The organism is Spongiactinospora sp. 9N601 (assembly GCF_044326295.1).
Taxonomy (GTDB): Bacteria; Actinomycetota; Actinomycetes; order Streptosporangiales; family Streptosporangiaceae; genus Spongiactinospora; species Spongiactinospora gelatinilytica.
Window position 1 is genome coordinate 651,925 of the sequence record NZ_JBIRBB010000001.1, and the last position, 15,117, is coordinate 667,041.

General features: G+C 72.4%; 17 protein-coding genes and 1 pseudogene. 7 read left to right on the forward strand and 11 right to left on the reverse strand.

What is annotated here, in order from left to right:
* Nucleotides 1-2 precede the first annotated feature (2 nt).
* The gene (locus ACH34R_RS02825) at nucleotides 3-599 is read left to right on the forward strand and encodes an RNA polymerase sigma factor (protein WP_397559697.1); all 597 of its coding nucleotides are present in this window, start codon (nucleotides 3-5) and stop codon (nucleotides 597-599) included.
* The gene (locus tag ACH34R_RS02830) at nucleotides 592-1,062 is read left to right on the forward strand and encodes a hypothetical protein (RefSeq protein WP_397559698.1); all 471 of its coding nucleotides are present in this window, start codon (nucleotides 592-594) and stop codon (nucleotides 1,060-1,062) included. The genes ACH34R_RS02825 and ACH34R_RS02830 overlap by 8 nt, the downstream gene beginning before the upstream one ends.
* Here ACH34R_RS02830 and ACH34R_RS02835 read toward each other — a convergent pair.
* A complete protein-coding gene (locus ACH34R_RS02835) occupies nucleotides 1,052-2,074 on the reverse strand; it encodes a LacI family DNA-binding transcriptional regulator (protein ID WP_397559699.1) in 1,023 nt (340 codons plus the stop codon). The two genes, ACH34R_RS02830 and ACH34R_RS02835, sit on opposite strands and share 11 nt — an antisense overlap.
* A 184-nt stretch (nucleotides 2,075-2,258) precedes the next feature.
* Between ACH34R_RS02835 and ACH34R_RS02840 the strand changes: the two genes are divergently transcribed.
* A complete protein-coding gene (locus ACH34R_RS02840; protein WP_397559700.1) occupies nucleotides 2,259-3,527 on the forward strand; it encodes a M14 family metallopeptidase in 1,269 nt (422 codons plus the stop codon).
* A 104-nt stretch (nucleotides 3,528-3,631) separates the two neighbouring features.
* Here the strand turns inward: ACH34R_RS02840 and ACH34R_RS02845 are convergent, their stop codons facing one another.
* The gene (locus ACH34R_RS02845; protein WP_397559701.1) at nucleotides 3,632-4,459 is read right to left on the reverse strand and encodes a hypothetical protein; all 828 of its coding nucleotides are present in this window, start codon (nucleotides 4,457-4,459) and stop codon (nucleotides 3,632-3,634) included.
* Between the two features lie 86 nt (nucleotides 4,460-4,545).
* On the opposite strand from ACH34R_RS02845, the gene ACH34R_RS02850 reads away from it, so the two are divergent.
* Nucleotides 4,546-6,723, forward strand: a complete 2,178-nt coding sequence (locus tag ACH34R_RS02850; protein WP_397559702.1) for an alpha-galactosidase — start codon at nucleotides 4,546-4,548, stop codon at nucleotides 6,721-6,723.
* Nucleotides 6,724-6,742: 19 nt separating this feature from the next.
* Here ACH34R_RS02850 and ACH34R_RS02855 read toward each other — a convergent pair whose 3' ends face one another.
* The 7 genes and pseudogenes from ACH34R_RS02855 to ACH34R_RS02885 form a co-directional block, all read right to left on the reverse strand.
* On the reverse strand, nucleotides 6,743-7,318 hold the full coding sequence (locus ACH34R_RS02855) for a TetR/AcrR family transcriptional regulator (RefSeq protein WP_397559703.1): 576 nt from the start codon (nucleotides 7,316-7,318) through the stop codon (nucleotides 6,743-6,745).
* A gap of 39 nt (nucleotides 7,319-7,357) precedes the next feature.
* The gene (locus tag ACH34R_RS02860) at nucleotides 7,358-7,936 is read right to left on the reverse strand and encodes a hypothetical protein (RefSeq protein ID WP_397559704.1); all 579 of its coding nucleotides are present in this window, start codon (nucleotides 7,934-7,936) and stop codon (nucleotides 7,358-7,360) included.
* A 59-nt stretch (nucleotides 7,937-7,995) separates the two neighbouring features.
* Nucleotides 7,996-9,345: a hypothetical protein gene (locus ACH34R_RS02865; RefSeq protein WP_397559705.1), complete on the reverse strand. Its 1,350-nt coding sequence runs from the start codon at nucleotides 9,343-9,345 to the stop codon at nucleotides 7,996-7,998.
* Between the two features lie 74 nt (nucleotides 9,346-9,419).
* The gene (locus ACH34R_RS02870; protein ID WP_397559706.1) at nucleotides 9,420-9,698 is read right to left on the reverse strand and encodes a hypothetical protein; all 279 of its coding nucleotides are present in this window, start codon (nucleotides 9,696-9,698) and stop codon (nucleotides 9,420-9,422) included.
* Nucleotides 9,699-9,980: 282 nt separating this feature from the next.
* Nucleotides 9,981-10,592 (reverse strand): copper resistance protein CopC, encoded by a 612-nt coding sequence (locus ACH34R_RS02875; RefSeq protein ID WP_397559707.1) that lies wholly within the window; start codon nucleotides 10,590-10,592, stop codon nucleotides 9,981-9,983.
* Nucleotides 10,593-10,709: 117 nt separating this feature from the next.
* Nucleotides 10,710-11,324, reverse strand: coding sequence for an MFS transporter (locus ACH34R_RS02880; RefSeq protein WP_397559708.1), 615 nt, complete (start codon nucleotides 11,322-11,324; stop codon nucleotides 10,710-10,712).
* Nucleotides 11,325-11,474: 150 nt separating this feature from the next.
* A pseudogene (locus tag ACH34R_RS02885) lies at nucleotides 11,475-11,833 on the reverse strand (zinc ribbon domain-containing protein); the annotation flags it as partial.
* Between the two features lie 62 nt (nucleotides 11,834-11,895).
* Between ACH34R_RS02885 and ACH34R_RS02890 the strand changes: the two are divergent.
* Together ACH34R_RS02890 and ACH34R_RS02895 are read left to right on the forward strand one after the other, a co-directional pair.
* Complete coding sequence (locus ACH34R_RS02890; protein WP_397559709.1) at nucleotides 11,896-12,753, forward strand: helix-turn-helix domain-containing protein; 858 nt, start codon at nucleotides 11,896-11,898, stop codon at nucleotides 12,751-12,753.
* A gap of 3 nt (nucleotides 12,754-12,756) precedes the next feature.
* The gene (locus ACH34R_RS02895) at nucleotides 12,757-12,954 is read left to right on the forward strand and encodes a DUF397 domain-containing protein (RefSeq protein WP_111166467.1); all 198 of its coding nucleotides are present in this window, start codon (nucleotides 12,757-12,759) and stop codon (nucleotides 12,952-12,954) included.
* Here the strand turns inward: ACH34R_RS02895 and ACH34R_RS02900 are convergent.
* Both ACH34R_RS02900 and ACH34R_RS02905 read right to left on the reverse strand, forming a co-directional pair.
* A complete protein-coding gene (locus ACH34R_RS02900; RefSeq protein WP_397559799.1) occupies nucleotides 12,945-13,790 on the reverse strand; it encodes a phosphotransferase family protein in 846 nt (281 codons plus the stop codon). The two genes, ACH34R_RS02895 and ACH34R_RS02900, sit on opposite strands and share 10 nt — an antisense overlap.
* A 5-nt stretch (nucleotides 13,791-13,795) precedes the next feature.
* Entirely contained in the window at nucleotides 13,796-14,416 is a 621-nt protein-coding gene (locus tag ACH34R_RS02905; RefSeq protein ID WP_397559710.1) for a GNAT family N-acetyltransferase, read from the reverse strand.
* Between the two features lie 72 nt (nucleotides 14,417-14,488).
* On the opposite strand from ACH34R_RS02905, the gene ACH34R_RS02910 reads away from it, so the two are divergent.
* Nucleotides 14,489-15,034 (forward strand): GNAT family N-acetyltransferase, encoded by a 546-nt coding sequence (locus ACH34R_RS02910; protein WP_397559711.1) that lies wholly within the window; start codon nucleotides 14,489-14,491, stop codon nucleotides 15,032-15,034.
* Nucleotides 15,035-15,117 lie beyond the last annotated feature (83 nt).

The window sequence follows — 15,117 nt, forward strand, 5'->3', positions numbered from 1 at the left end:
CGATGCCGACGGACCTGGCGGTCTCCGCCCTGGTCACCCGGGCGAACATGGGCGACCAGGGCGCGTGGAACGATCTCGTCGAACGGTACGCGTCAATGGTGTGGTCGATCTGCCGCCAATACCGGCTGGACCGGCGCGATACCGACGACGTGGCCCAGCAGGTGTGGATGGCCGCGGTGGAGCATCTGGGCGAACTTCGCGAACCGGGCAAGCTCGGCGCATGGCTGGCGATCACCGCCAAACGCGAGTGCTCCCGGCTGCTGCGGTCCAGGCACCGCGGCGAGACCGCCGAGGATCCGCTGGGCTTCGACATGACCGCCGACGAGCGGACCGGCCCGATCGAGGAGGAGGTGGAGACGGCGGAGCGCAACGCCGTGCTCCACGCGGCGTTCATGACGCTGCCGCCGAGATGCCGCCGGATGCTCGCGCTCCTGCTGGACGAGCTGCCCTACCAGGAGATCAGCGCGCGCCTGGGCATCCCGATCGGCAGCGTCGGCCCGACCCGGGCGCGTTGCCTGGCCAAACTCCGCAGCGACCCCGCACTGGCCGCTTTGATGGAGTCCGAGACCGAGCCGTCCAGAGGTGAGCGCCATGTCTGAGCAGTGGAGCGACGAAGAGCTGCTGGCCCGGCTCGGCGCGGCGTTGAATGCCGTGGACAGCGTGCCGCGCGACTTCGTCGAGGCGGCCAAGACGGCCTTCGCGTGGCGCAACATCGACGCCGAGCTGGCCGAGTTCGCCGAGCTGGCCTACGACTCGGAGTTCGGCGAGGAGAACGCCCTGGCGCTCACCAGGGCCGCCGACTCGGCGTCCCTGCGGGCGCTGACGTTCGTGTCCAGGGAGCTGACGATCGAGATCGAGGTGACCGAGGACACCCTCATCGGGCAGCTCGTGCCGCCCCAGCCGGGGCGGATCCACCTGCGCGCCGAGTCGGGGGCGGTGTGCGAGACCACCATCGACGAGGTGGGGTTCTTCGCCATCGGCGCCAAACCGGCCGAGCGGTTTCGGCTGCACTGCCGTACGGCGACCGGCATCGCGGTCTCGACCGGCTGGATCACCCTGTGATCGGCGGGCCGGGGGCGGCCGTGGAGCCGCGCCGTACCAGCTCGGGCGGGCCGTCGATGAGGTGACCGCCGGCCGGGCCGTCCAGGTCACCGTCCATGATCAGCTCCGCCGCCCGGCCGCCCAGCTCGCGCAGCGGCAGGCGCACGACCGTCAGCGGCGGGGCGCAGTGCGCGGCGAACCACGCGTCGTGGACGGCGACCACGGACAGCTCGCCCGGCACCGCCACCCCCCGCTCCCGCGCGGCGGCCAGCGCGCCCACGCACACGACCACGTCGGCCGCCACGACCGCGCTGGGGCGGCCCGGCGGCGCGAGCAGTGCGCCCATCGCCGCGTGGCCGTCCGCCGCGCCCCACCCGCCGGAGACGATCCACTCCTCGCGGACCGTCAGCCCGTGCCCGCGCAGCGCCGCGGTGAAGCCCGCCAGGCGGCGTACCGAGGCGTCGCCGGCCGCGTCGCCGCCCACGAAGCCGATGTCGCGGTGGCCGAGTCCGGCCAGATGCGCGACGGCCAGTGCCGCGGCCCGCTCGTCGGCGATCCGGATGCCGGGCACGCCCGCCCGCGGCCGGTCGCCGACCAGCAGGACCGGCAGGTGCGCGGCGGCCCGTGCGGCGAGGTCGTCGTCGAAGCCGCCCAGCCACAGCAGCCCGTCGACGCGCCCCTCCCCCGCCAGCCGGTCGAGCGCCGATGCGCCGGCGGCCGGCTCGGGCGGACCGGCCAGCAGCAGCGCCTGCCCGCGGGCGGCGACGGCGAGCCGCGCGCCCTGAATGATCTCGGCGTGCGCCGGGTCTCCCACGTCCCGCGCGACCAGCCCGATCGCCCCGGCCCTGGCCAGCCGTAGCGCGCGGCCGGAGACGTGCGGGACGTACGCGAGGTCGGCGGCGGCCCTGAGCACCCGCTGCCGGGTGCTCTCGCGCACCCGCAGCCCGGAGTCACCGGTGAGGATCCTGGACACCAGCGACACCGACACCCCCGCCCGCTCGGCGACGGCGGCCAGCCCCGGCGGCCTGCGCACCTGTACCAGCCCTCCATATAGAGGAAAGTTCGGTATAACGTTTTCCTACTGAAATAAAACGTTATACCCCCGCTTTCACCGGTCACAAGACGCGGAAATTGGGCCTGTTGCGGTTCACAGTCATTCTCCACTCTCAGTTGCAGGCGTGAGTCACACCCCCCAACCTCACGCCGTGGAGGAACTGGTGAAACACCGATTAACGTTCCTGCTGGCCGTCCTCGGAGTGCTCTGCCTGACCGGCGGCACCGTGGCCGGGGCCACCGCCGAACCACCGCCCAACAAGCAGTACCGGGTTCAGGGGCCCGCCGACGCGAAACAGCGCAGTTCGGTCGCGGCGACCGGTGCCGCGATCGAGGAGATCGCCGACAGGTCGGTACTGGTCACCGCGACCGAGGCCGAGGTCACGGCGATCAGGAGACTCGGCTACCAGGTCGTGGAAGTGCCGCGCCCTCGATACCCGTCCGGCGCCGGTGTCGCTGACTTCCCGCCGTCGGACTCCGGGTACCACAACTACGCCGAGATGAACACCGAGATCAACGCCATCGTCGCGGCGCACCCCGGCCTGGTGAGCAAGTTCACCTACGGCACTTCCTACCAGGGCAGGCAACTCGTCGGCGTCAAGATCAGCGACAACGTCGGCACCGACGAGGCCGAGCCGGAGATCCTCTTCACGGCCCACCAGCACGCCCGCGAGCACCTCACCGTCGAGATGGCGCTCTACCAGATGCACCTGCTCGCCGACAACTACGCCACGGACGCGCGGATCAGGGGCCTGGTCGACTCCCGGGAGATCTGGATCCTGCCCGACCTCAACCCCGACGGCGGCGAGTACGACATCGCCTCCGGCACCTACCGCTCCTGGCGCAAGAACCGGCAGCCGGCCGGCAGTGCGGTGGGCACCGACATGAACCGCAACTGGAACTACCGGTGGGGCTGCTGCGGCGGCTCCTCGCCCACGCCCTCCAGCGAGACCTACCGTGGCACCGGCCCCGAGTCGGCCCGCGAGGTCAAGGCCACCGCCGACTGGGTACGCAGCCGGGTGGTCGGCGGCAAGCAGCAGATCAAGGCGCATATCGACTGGCACACCTACAGTGAGCTGGTCCTGTGGCCCTACGGTTACACCTACGCCGACACCGCCCCCGGGCTGACCGTGGACGACCAGAACGCGCACGCCACGCTGGGCCGGAACATGGCCGGCACCAACGGCTACACCCCCGAGCAGTCCAGCGACCTGTACATCACCGACGGGACGATCAACGACTGGATGTGGGGCGTCTACAAGATCTTCAGCTACACGTTCGAGATGTATCCGCGCTCGGCCAGCCCCGGGTTCTACCCGCCGGACGAGCAGATCGTGCCGCAGACCACCCGCAACCGGGAGGCCGTGCTGCGGTTCCTGGAGTACGGGGACTGCGTGTACCGGATCATCGGCAAGGAGTCGCAGTACTGCTGAGCGGGCCCAAGGGGTGAGCGCCCGTCAGGGCGGACGCCCCTGCCCATAACACCGGCCCCCAACGGCCGCCGTACCCCCTGGGGACGGCGGCCTTCGGGGGCGGCTCAGCGCCTGCGCCTGCGGGCCGTCAGGAAGGCGGCGGCCCCGCCGATGGCGAGCGCCGAACCGCCCGCCGCGGCGGCGATCACGCCCGGGGCGGGGCCGGTGGGCGCGGGCTCGCTGTGCGCCCGGGTCTCCATGCCGGGAGCCGGCGCCGTGACCGGCGGCGAACCGTGGCCGGGCGTCGGCGAGGGCACCACGGGAGCGGGGTCGGGCGCCGGGGCGGCGGACTCCGAGCCGGACTCGGGCACGGCGGAAGACTCGGGGGCGGGTGACGTGGCGTCGGCCTTTCGGTCCGTGCGGGGCTTGGGCTTCTTGGCGGAGATCAGCGGCCCCGGGTCGCCCAGCGCCTTGATCAGCTTTTGGGAGATCTTGTCGGTGCCCGTGCCGTCACCGGCGCGCAGCGCGCGGGTGCCCGCCGGGACGCGGCGGTTGCCGGAGCAGAGCATCGTGGTCAGCCGGCCCTGCTCCTTCTTGGCGAACACCAGATAACGCGCGCCCCGCTCGAAGGAGTATCCGCACGCCGGGCTCTGCGCGGGCGTGGACACCTTGACCAGGGCCTGCCGCCCGCCCTTGTAGACGTGATCGGCCCGCAGCGTCGCCGTCACCTGTCCCTCGTCGATCGCCGGCTTCTCCGGCCGCACGCTCACCACGGTCGCGGTGAACACCGCCGCCGACTGCCGTACCGACTCCGCCGGGGGAAGCTCGGCGCACGTGCAGGCGCAGGCCATGCCCGCTCCGGCGACGACGAGACCGGACACCATGCCCGCGACCGCGAGCAGTCGTAACACCACCATGCCCTCCTTTACGTACGGCGGGCCCGTTTCGTTCATCCTTCCCCTCAAGCCGCGTTCGAGCGCGGCATCACGACCGGGCGCGATGATGACCGCAACAGGCGAGTCAAAGGAGGCATGACCCGATGTCAAGCGATGAAGTCGCCTATCTTCGTGCGGCCGGAGTGGGATTCGCCGTCGATCTGACCACTCCGGTCCCCACCGTGCTGCACTGGGGTGAAGACCTCGGGGAGTTGTCGCCGGAAGGGCTCGCCGCGCTCGCGCTGACCGGCGGCCCCGCCGTGCCGATCAACTCGCTCGACGTACCGCGGCTGCTCTCGGTCTGGCCCACCGAGGCAGAAGGCTGGGTGGGCACCCCCGGCCACCTGGGCCATCGGGGCGGCTCCGGGACGACGCCGCGGCCCCGGCTGGCCAGGGCCGAGCAGCGCGACCTGCCCGACGGCGGCGGGGAGCTGGTGCTCCTGCTCGACGACGACATCTCCGACCTCGACATCACGGTCGTCTATCGGCTCGACGCGCACGGCGTGCTCGCGGTCACCGCGACGCTGAAGGCGCGCGCCGCCCACCCCGACTACGACCTCGCGGGGGTCACGGCGATGCTGCCGATCCCGCGCCGGGCCGCCGAGGTGCTCGACTTCACCGGCAGGTGGCTGCGCGAACGCTCGCCGCAGCGCCGCGCGCTCACCCACGGGGCGCACGTCCGCGAGGTCCGCCGCGGCAAGCCGGGCACCGACTCGCCCTACCTGCTGGTGGCCGGGGTGCCGGGGTTCGGGTTCCGGTCCGGTGAGGTGTGGGCCCTGCACGTCGGCTGGAGCGGCGACCAGCGTTACCTGGCCGAGCGGCTGCCGGAGGGGGCCGGGGCGCACGCCGGGGTGATCGGCGGCGGCGAACTGCTGCGCCCTGGCGAGGTACGGCTGGCGCCCGGGGCCGAGTACCAGACGCCCACCTGCTACTTCGCCTGGTCCGGCGCCGGGCTCGACGGGCTTTCCGCGCGCTTCCACTCGATGCTGCGCGCCCGCCCGCACCACCCGGTCTCCCCGCGCCCGCTGCTGCTGAACACCTGGGACGCCGTCCACTTCGACCACGACCTCGACCGCCTGCTCGCGCTGACCGAGACGGCCGCCAAGGTGGGCGTGGAACGGGTGGTGCTCGACGACGGCTGGTTCCGCGGGAGGCGCGACGACACGGCCGGGCTGGGCGACTGGTACGTGGACGAGACCGTGTGGCCCTCCGGCCTGACCCCGCTGGTGGAACGGGTCCGCGAGCTGGGCATGCAGTTCGGGCTGTGGTTCGAGCCGGAGATGGTCAACCTCGACTCCGACCTCGCCCGCGCGCACCCGGAATGGCTGCTCGCGCCGTCGGCGGGGGTCGGGCCGCCCTCGCGCCAGCAGTACGTGCTCAACGTCGCGAACGACGGCGCCTGGGAGTACCTGCTGGGCCGGATGAACGAACTGATCTCCGAATACCGGATCGACTACATCAAGTGGGACCACAACCGCGAACTCCTCGAAGCGGTCAGCCGCGAGCCCGGCGGGCGGGACCGCCCCGGGGTGCGGGCCCAGACACTGGCCACCTACCGCCTGATGGACAGGCTGCGGGCGCTGCACCCCGGCCTGGAGATCGAGTCGTGTGCCAGCGGTGGCGGGCGGATCGACCTCGGCGTCCTGCGCCGCGCCGACCGGGTGTGGGCCTCCGACTCCAGCGACCCGGTGGAACGGCAGATGATCCAGCGCTGGACGGGCCAGCTCGTGCCGCTCGAACTCATCGGCGCGCACTTCGGCGCCGAGCGCGCGCCGAGCACCCGGCGGTTCACCAGCGACACCTTCCGGCTGATCACCTCGCTGTTCGGGCACGCGGGCATCGAACTCGACCTCACCGGGCTGACGCCCGACCAGATCACCAGGGTGAGCGCGTGGGCGGCGCTCTACAAGGAGTTCCGGCCACTGCTGCACAGCGGCGAGGTGGTGCGCGCCGACCTGGTCAACGACGAGGAGTTCCTGTACGGCGTGCTCGCCCCCGGCTCGGCCGCCGCGCTGTACTGCTGGGCCCGGGTGGCCACCTCCGCCGAGCTCCAGTCGGGCCGGGTGCCGCTGCCCGGCCTGTCCCCCGGGCACGACTACCGGCTGCGCGTCCGCACCGACGTCGGCGCGCCCGGCGGGCGGCACCGGCAGCCACCCGCGTGGGTGGCCGCCGCCCTGACCGGCTGGATCGACGTACCGGGCCCGGTGCTGGCGACCGCGGGCCTGCCGATGCCCACCCTCGACCCGCAGCAGGCCATGCTGATCGAGGTGCGCAGGCGATAGCCGAGCCGGGCGCGGCGGGTCAGGCGCCGGTGGTGAGCCCGTCGGCGAGCAGGGTGAGCAGCCGCGAGCGCCGCTCGGGGTCGTCCGGGGTCTGCTCGCCCACCCAGGCGATGGCGCCGGCCATGGCCATGACATCGGCCGGGGCGACGTCGGCGCGGATCTCCCCGGCGTCCTGGGCGTGGCGGATCAACGCCGCGCCCGCGGTGTTCAGGCGATGACAGCAGGCGGCCAGCTCCGAGGTCTCGTCCCGGAGGGTGGCCATCACGGATGCGGGCAGGCCACGGTAGATGAATGCGCGTTCGGTGAAGGCGGTGAGCCAGCGCCACAGCGCGGCGCGCGGCGAGGGGTCGGCGAGCAGCGCGCCGGCCTCGGCCGCGAGACCTTCCATGCGGTCGTGCAGCAGTGCTTCGAGCAGTGCCTCGCGGGTCGGGAAGTGCCGGTAGAGGGTGCCGATGCCCAGCCCCGCGCGGCGGGCGATCTCCTCCAGGGAGGCGTCCGTGCCGTGTTCGCTGAACATGGCGTGCGCGGTGGCCAGCAGCGACTCGTAGTTGCGGCGGGCGTCGGCGCGCATCCGGCGCAGACCGGGCGGGCTCATCGGGTGCTCCTCGATGGACGAGACGGAGGCGTCCTCATCTTAGCCGCGAACCCGCCCGATCCGGGCCGGCCGGGCGCGGATGGAGGCGGTGGTGACCGACCCGGTGGCATCACGGTCAAGCTCGCATCGCTGTACACGGACCCTCCTCACCTTGGCCGCGAACCCGCCCGATCCGGGCCGGCCGGGCGCGGATGGAGGCGGTGGTGACCGACCCGGTGGCGTCGCGGTCGAGCTTGCCCCGACGTACCAGGTCGTGTACGCCCTGGCGGGTGATGCCGAGCATCGCGGCGGCGACCGAGGCCGGGACGGCCGACGCGCCCGGGTGACCGGCCCACCTGGCGACCGCGCGGCCCAGCGGGGTCGCCCACCAGCGCGGCGGGGGTCGAACGGCGCGTCGCCGGGATAGAGCGCGGCGATCAGGCGGATCGCCGGCAGCTCGGCCGCCTCGTCGTCGTCGCCGAGCAGTACGTCCGCCCAGGTCGCGCTGTGGTCCGCGAGCAGCGCCCGCAGCCGCCCGCCCTCCGGACCGGCCTCGAACAGGATCTCCAGCGGATCGAGCGACCGGCCGCCGACCAGCCGCCGCAGATCATCGGCCGGCGCGCGCCGCTCGTCTTCCATACCGCCTCCCGGGGGCACTATCCGGCCCTTGTCACCGGAGGTCGAGCAGCGGGCGAGGGCTACCGGAGCGGGGGCAGGACGTCCTTTTGCAGGTCGAGCAGGTGATCGGTCATGGCCACGGCGCGCGGGTAGGAGTCGACCACCGGGTCGAGCAGCACCGCCTGCAGCAGGGCGTCCTTCGACCGCTCCCGGTACGCCTCGATGATCAGTTTGTGGATGGAGAGCTGGGTGCGCAGCAGGGCCGCCAGCGCCTCGGGCAGCGGGCTCATCCGGCGCGGCCGGATGCCGCCCGCGCCGGCCACGGCCGGGACCTCCACCACCGAGTCGGCCGGCAGGTTGGGAATGGCCCCGCCGTTGACGACGTTCACCGCGTCGATCATTCGTTCCTCGCAGGTCAGCCCCTCGATGACGGGGATGCCGAACTCGATCGACGGTTCGAGCGGGGCCTCGCGCGGGTCGTCCGGCTCCCCGGGCCGCTCCTTCGGTGGGCCCGGCCATGGTCCGCCGGTGTGGTGGTCGGTCAGCTCATAGATGAACTTCGGCGGCTCGCCCGTCTCCCAGGGGTGGCCGCGGGCGGGGTCGTAGTAGTACTGGACGCCGGAGAGCACGAAGTCGTGCCCCCACGCCAGGTACTCCCCGTAGTGGTTGGAGCTGGGCGAGGGCCAGCGGCCGAAGCGGCGCAGGATGATCCGGCCGAGGGCGAGTTCCTGCCAGCGGGCGAGTTCGTCGCCGCGCGCCTCGGTCTCGCGCAGCCGCGGGTACAGGTCCTCGCCGGTACGGCGGTCGCGCAGCGACTCGAAGACGGTGAAGTGGTTGATGCCCGCCGCCCACGCCTCCAGGTGCTCATCGGCGAGCCCGAGCAGCCGGCAGACCTGCCGGCGTCCGGTGACGATGCCGTGGCACAGCCCCGCCGCCTTGACGCCGGTCAGCGATGAGACCGCCTCGACCAGGCGGTTCTCCGGGTTGGTGTAGTTGAGCAGCCACGCGCCGGGGGCCAGCCGCTCGATCGCCCGCGCGACCTCCATCATCGGCGGGAGGTTGCGCAGCGTGTGGAAGATGCCGCCGACGCCGCCGTTCTCGCCGTAGGGCTGCTTGAACCCGTACATCCGCGGCACGTGGAAGTCCATCGCCCAGTAGTGCTCGCGGCGATGCTCGAACGCGGTGATCACGAAGTCCGCGCCCTGGACCGCGGTGTCCAGGTCGGCGGTGGCCGAGATCCGGTGCCCGCGGCCGAGCCGGTCGTTCAGGTGGCGGGCGTAGCCGAGGGCGCGTTCCAGGGCGGCGGAGTCGAGGTCCATCAGGCGGACTTCGAGCGGCAGCGCGGAAAGCGGCTCGGACAGGAATACGTCGCGCAGCGTGGCGGGCCCGAAGCAGCGGCTCCCGGCCCCGATGAGTGCGATTTTCACCATTGACTCCACACCATCGGATTCCACGCGGAAGTGTGCGGCAAACCTGCCGGGCGGTGTCCCCGGCACGGGGCGCGTCAGGGCGGGCAATTGGGCATCGTCGCCTGGTCCGTTCCCGTATAGATGAAGACGTCCGGCACGAAGCCACCATTTATGCCATTCCACAGGCTGCTGGACACTCCGTTGCCGCCCAGCACCGTGTCGCCCTGCGCGGTGCACAGAATGCGGATCATGGAGCCGTTCTGGAGATGGCCCATGACGGGCGCGGCGAGCCGGGGATGGCGGTAGACCGTCAGGGTGGCCCCGGGAGGCACCTGGACCTGGCCGGGGAAGCCGGCCGCGCGCGCGGAGGACACCGGGCCGGGCTCGGGTTCCGGCTCAGGTTCCCGGTCGGGCTCGGCCGGTGGGCCGGTCGTTAATGTGAAAAGGGCCGGGTAACAGCCAGGCCAGGATGGCAATGATCAATGCGATGACACCGATGAAAACGGTCCGGCCGGCCTGATCCGACATTTCCCCGCCCCTGTGCGTCCGCCCCGGAACGTATGGCACCACGTATCAAAAGGCTTGGGAAGTGGCTTCACATCACGTTCCGGAGTCGGATGCGCATCGGGTGCGATCACACCAGGCGGACTACCAGGTCACCCTGCCTCGTCCGGGCGCTTGCGGCCGATCGCCAGCCACACACCGCCGCCGACCACGACGACCGCGGCCACCGCGAGCCAGATCCAGCCGGGAGTGCCCCCCTGACCGCCCGTGTCGTCGCCGGACGCCGCGACCGGCGAGGCGGGCTCGGTGGCGGGCCCAGAAGAAGGCTCGGCGGTGGGCTCGCTGGTGGGCTCATCGCTGGGCTCGGCGCTCTCCTGCGCCGGGGCGGTCAGTTCGAAGGGGATCTCGCCCTCGATCGGGTGGCCGTCCGACGAGACCACCCGCCAGGCGATCACGTAGCGGCCGGACTCCAGCGGCCCGGGCACGGCGGTGGTGACCTTCTGGTCCCCGGTCTCCGGCTTGTCGACCTTCACCGCCTTGTCCCCCGGCCCGCGCAGGACGACCACGGGGAACTTGACGTTGGAGGTGAACTCCAGCTCGACCTCCTTCAGCTCCGACACCTTGGCGTCCTTGGCGGGCGAGCTGCTCTTGAGCCGGTCGTGGGCCAGCGCGCCGGGGGCGGCGACGGCGGTGAGGGCGAGGAACAACGCGCAGCCGAGCACCACCGCGAGGCCACTGCGCGCGAAACGCGGCACGATTGCCATCGTTTTCTCCATCTAGGACGACGGCCCGGAATTCCGGGCCTTTCGGACGTACGGCACGAAGACCGCGCCCGGGGCACACTTCCGCGGCCCGGCGCGATCCGGGCACGCCGGCGGCCGTCACCCCCGCGTCGCGAAGACCAGCGGGGCGGTCCGGCCGGCGTGGCGGCGCGCCGGAGGGCCGCGCCGGTGGATCGGCGCGGCGACGTCCAGGGCGCCGATCGGCGCGGGCGCGTCGGACGGCACGGCCGGCCGTACCGGCCCGACCTGCGGGCACGGCACGGTGAGCGCGAGCCGGCCGGGCACGGGCGGGACGGGCATCCCCCACAGCCGCGCCATCAGCCACAGGGCGCTCTCGCCCCGATACAGCCACCACCCGGTGAGCAGGGCGACCACGAGATGGGCGGCGGTCATCCCGCCACCGGGGTGGTGATGCCATCCGCCGGGAACCCCGAGCGGGACAGGCGGCGGATCGGCGGGGAGCGGCGCCCGGTCGAAGAGTTCGTGCAGCACGATCTGCGCCGCGATCGTCGCGCCCAGCACGACGCCGAGGCCGCGCTCGCGACCGCTCAGCACCCATGCCAGCGCGAACGCGCCCGCCGCGCCCGCCGCGAGCACCCCGGGGGCGACGAACCCGCCCCCGGCGAAGGCGTGCCCGCCCACCGAGACCATGACGCAGACCGCCGCGAAGACGGCGGCCCGGGCCAGGCGCGTGGAGGACAGACACGAAGTCACCCCGCCATCCTGACAGCCGCCCCGAGCGGTGGTCCAGCAGGCACCACCGCACCGGGCCGTACGACCGGCGCCTCTCCTCGCGCCCTCCTGGTCCGGGCAACGCATCGGTCACGAAGAGCGCGAGGTCATATACTCAGAGTCATCATGCGTTCACGGGCCTGGCCGATCCCCCGATCGGTGAGACCCGCACCACCTGCCCAAGGAAGGAAGACCGCTTGACTCCTCCCCTCCCTGAAAGGAGGGGGATTCCTGCTTCACCGCCGACCGCCCGCCGAGGAGGACTCCCCTTGAGGACTTACACCAGCTCCACAGGCGTTTCAGCTCTCCGCCAGCCCGGCGGCGAGGATGTTCTTGGCCGCGTTGACGCCCCGATCACGGACGGCCCCGCAGGAGCACTCCCATTCGCGGACGTTCAGCGGCATCTTCTCTTGCAGGGATCCACACGCCGAGCACGGCTTGGAAGAGGGGAACCAGCGGCCGGCCACCACCAGCGTGCGCCCGTACCAGGCCTGCTGCCCAGGGGCCCGATTCCTCGTCTGCCTGAAGGTGGGGGTTTCCTCGGAGGTGTCCGATGAGCGATGGAGATCGAAGCCCGACCCTGCGCCTGCGCCGGCTAGGCCGTGAGATGCGCAGGCTGCGCGACGCCGCGGGGATGACCATCCAGCAGGCCGCGGACGAGCTCGAATGGTCGACGTCGAAGATCTCGCGGCTGGAGAACGGCCTGACCAGGCGGCCGGACGTCCACGTGATCCGGGTCCTGTGCGCGGCCTACCGAGTCGAGGACGAGCAGGTGGTGAACGGCCTGGTCACGCTCGCCCGCGAGGCGCGTCACCCCGCCTGGTGGACGGTCTACCGAGACGTCTTCCGCGGCCCGTACGTCGGGCTGGAGGCCGAGGCGGCGGCGATCAGCTCCTACCAGCTCGGGCTCATCCCCGGCCTGTTGCAGACCCCCGACTACGCGCGCGCGATCACCCGGGCGGCCAGTGTCCGCGACCCGGCGGAGGTCGAGCGCCGGGTGGCCGCCCGCATGGAGCGCCAGCGCATCCTGGAGAAGGACGACCCGACCAGGCTGTGGGCGGTCATCGACGAGGCCGCCCTGCTGCGCACGGTCCACCTGCCCCAGGTCCACGAGCGGCAGTTGCGCCGGCTGATCGACACCAGCCCGCTGTCCCACGTCAAGCTACAGGTCCTGCCGATGTCGGCGGGCCCGCACGCGGGGCTGGCCGGGCAGTTCGTGATCCTCGACTTCCCCGATCCCACCGACCGCAGCATCGTCTATCTGGAGACGCCCGCCGACGGGCTCTATCTTGAGGAGACCGGTGAGCTCGACCGGTTCCGGCTGATGTTCCGGCACCTCAGCGACTCGGCGCTGAGCGCCGACGCCTCGATCGCGTACCTCTCCGACCTGGTCGATCGCCTGGAGGGCTGACGAATGGACCTCACCACCGCGCGGTGGCGCAAGAGCACCCGCAGTTCGGGCACCGGCGACGACTGCGTGGAGGTCGCCATGCTGCCGGGCGTCGTCGCCGTCCGCGACAGCAAAGATCCCGGCGGCCCCGGCCTGCTGTTCACTCCGGGCGAGTGGGCGGCCTTCGTCCGGGCGATCCGGCGGGGCGGCGATCAGAGGTAACGGGCCAGGCCGTCGGCCAGCTCCGCGGCGTCCCCGTCGCGGTGCGCCGACAGCGCCTGTTGCAGGGCGAAGGTGCCGCGGATGACGTCGGCCCTGGCCCGCAGCGCGTCGCCGGGCCCGCCCGTCAGGGCGATGATCCGCTCCAGCAGGCCCGTTCCGTGGCTCGCGGCGATGGCGGCCAGGTCCTCCGCTGGGTCGCCCAGCCCGGCCTCGTCCCAGTCGACGATCCCGGCCAGGCGCGGCACTCCCCCGGTGACCTCCCACAGCACGTTGGCCGCGCCGAGGTCGCCGTGGACCACAGCCGCGGTGAGGTGGGGCAGGCCGGCGAGCGGCGTGAGTTCGCGTTCCGCGCGCCGCCGTCCCTGGCCCGACATGAGCGGGTACAACTCGGCGCGCACATCGTCCGCGAACCTCCGCCAGCGGTCCGGTTCCTGGTGCGGCAACGCCTCGCGCACGTCCGGGTCGGTTCCCGCCCTGGCCAGCCCGGCGAGCACCGCCGCGTACTGCCCCGCCATCGCCGCCGCGGTCCGGGGGTCGCCGGGCTCGCCGTCCGGCAGCGGCGTTCCGGGGATCCGGTCCAGCACCAGGTACCGCGTCCCGTCCGAGGCGGGCGGCAGCGGGACGGGGGTGCGAAAGCCGAGGCCGAAGCGGGCCAGCGCGCGCAGTACGGCGGCGCGGGCGGGCAGCCGGGCCGCCGCCGCCGGAGTGCGGGGCAGGCACACCACCCGGGCCGTGCCGATCACCACATGGTGGAACTGCCCCTCGCGGACGTCGAGCCCGCCGAGGTCGTCGCCGGGCAGCAACCGGCCGAGCAGCGCGCGGTGCCGTTCGACGATCTCCGTCACCGCCGGCCTCCGGCCGTGCCGGCAGGCACGGCGGGCCGGCCGCGATGCCGCGCCCACTCCGGCGCGAGGATCGACATCACCGTGGCGTCCACCCGCTCGCCCTCCCAGAGCAGGGCGTCACGCAGCATGCCTTCGGCGACGAACCCCACCTTCTCGTAGGAGCGGCGGGCCCGCGGGTTGAACGCGTACACCTCCAGCCAGATCCGGTGCAGGCCGAGCCTCTCGAACCCGTAGCCGACGATCAGCCGGGCCGCCTCGGTGCCGAGGCCCCTGCCGACGGCCTCGGGCACGAAGGCGACCCGGAAGTTGCAGCTCTCGTTGCCCTCGTCCCACTGGTTGAGCACGATCTCGCCGACGCAGCGCCCGGTCGCCCGCTCCACCACGGCGAGGTCCAGCCGGTCGTCCTGGTCGGCGCGCGTGGCGTACCAGGCCCGCAGCCGCTCGTCGTCGAAGTCCGTCGCGTGGCTGCCGGTCAGCCGGGCCACCTCGGGGTCCTTGAGCATCGGCAGCAGCGCGGGCAGATCGTCCACGCTGAGCGGGCGGAGCGTCACCAGTTCGCCGTCGAGCGTGGGCTTGGTAGCAAAATCCGGGCGAATCGTTCGTCGCTGGTCGGGCATTGCCGTATTCTCCCGCTCGCCCGGACCGAATGCCGTACCAGGGGGTCGGGGGAAACCAGGAGGGTGCCGGAAATGCCGCTGCCGTTGTCCACGAAACGACTGATCCTTCGCGCGCCGGAGCCCGCCGACCTGGGTTTCTTCGTGGATCTGTTCGCCGACCGCGAGGCCGTGCGCTACATCGCCGACGGCGAGCCGTGGAGTGCGGAACGCATTCGCGGGCAGCAGAAACGCAAGATCGACTGCCTGGCCGAGCGGGGGTTCACCCTCTATACGGTGGTGCGCGCGGCGGACGGGCAGGTGGTCGGCGACTGCGGCCTGGCCCCGTGGGAGAACGGGCGGGTCGAGATCGGCTGGCGGTTCGCCCGGCCGTACTGGGGTCAGGGGCTGGCCAAGGAGGCGGCCCGCGCGGTCTTCGAGCACGCCGGGCGGGACCTGGGGCTGACCGAACTGTGGTGCCTGGTGCAGGAGCCGAACACGGCGTCGTGGCGGATCGCGGAAGGGCTGGGCTTCCGGCTGGACCACACCGAGACCTGGCACGGCGACCGCACGGTCCGCATCTACAACTGGAACGCCGGCCCGGAACGGCCGGCCGCGGCCGGACACGTACGGAAATCTTGACAGACGCCGCGAAATTCGGTTGCCAAGGGATTTACTGTTAGGAAACTTTCCTTTATGTTTAGCTTACCCCAGCCATAAAGGAG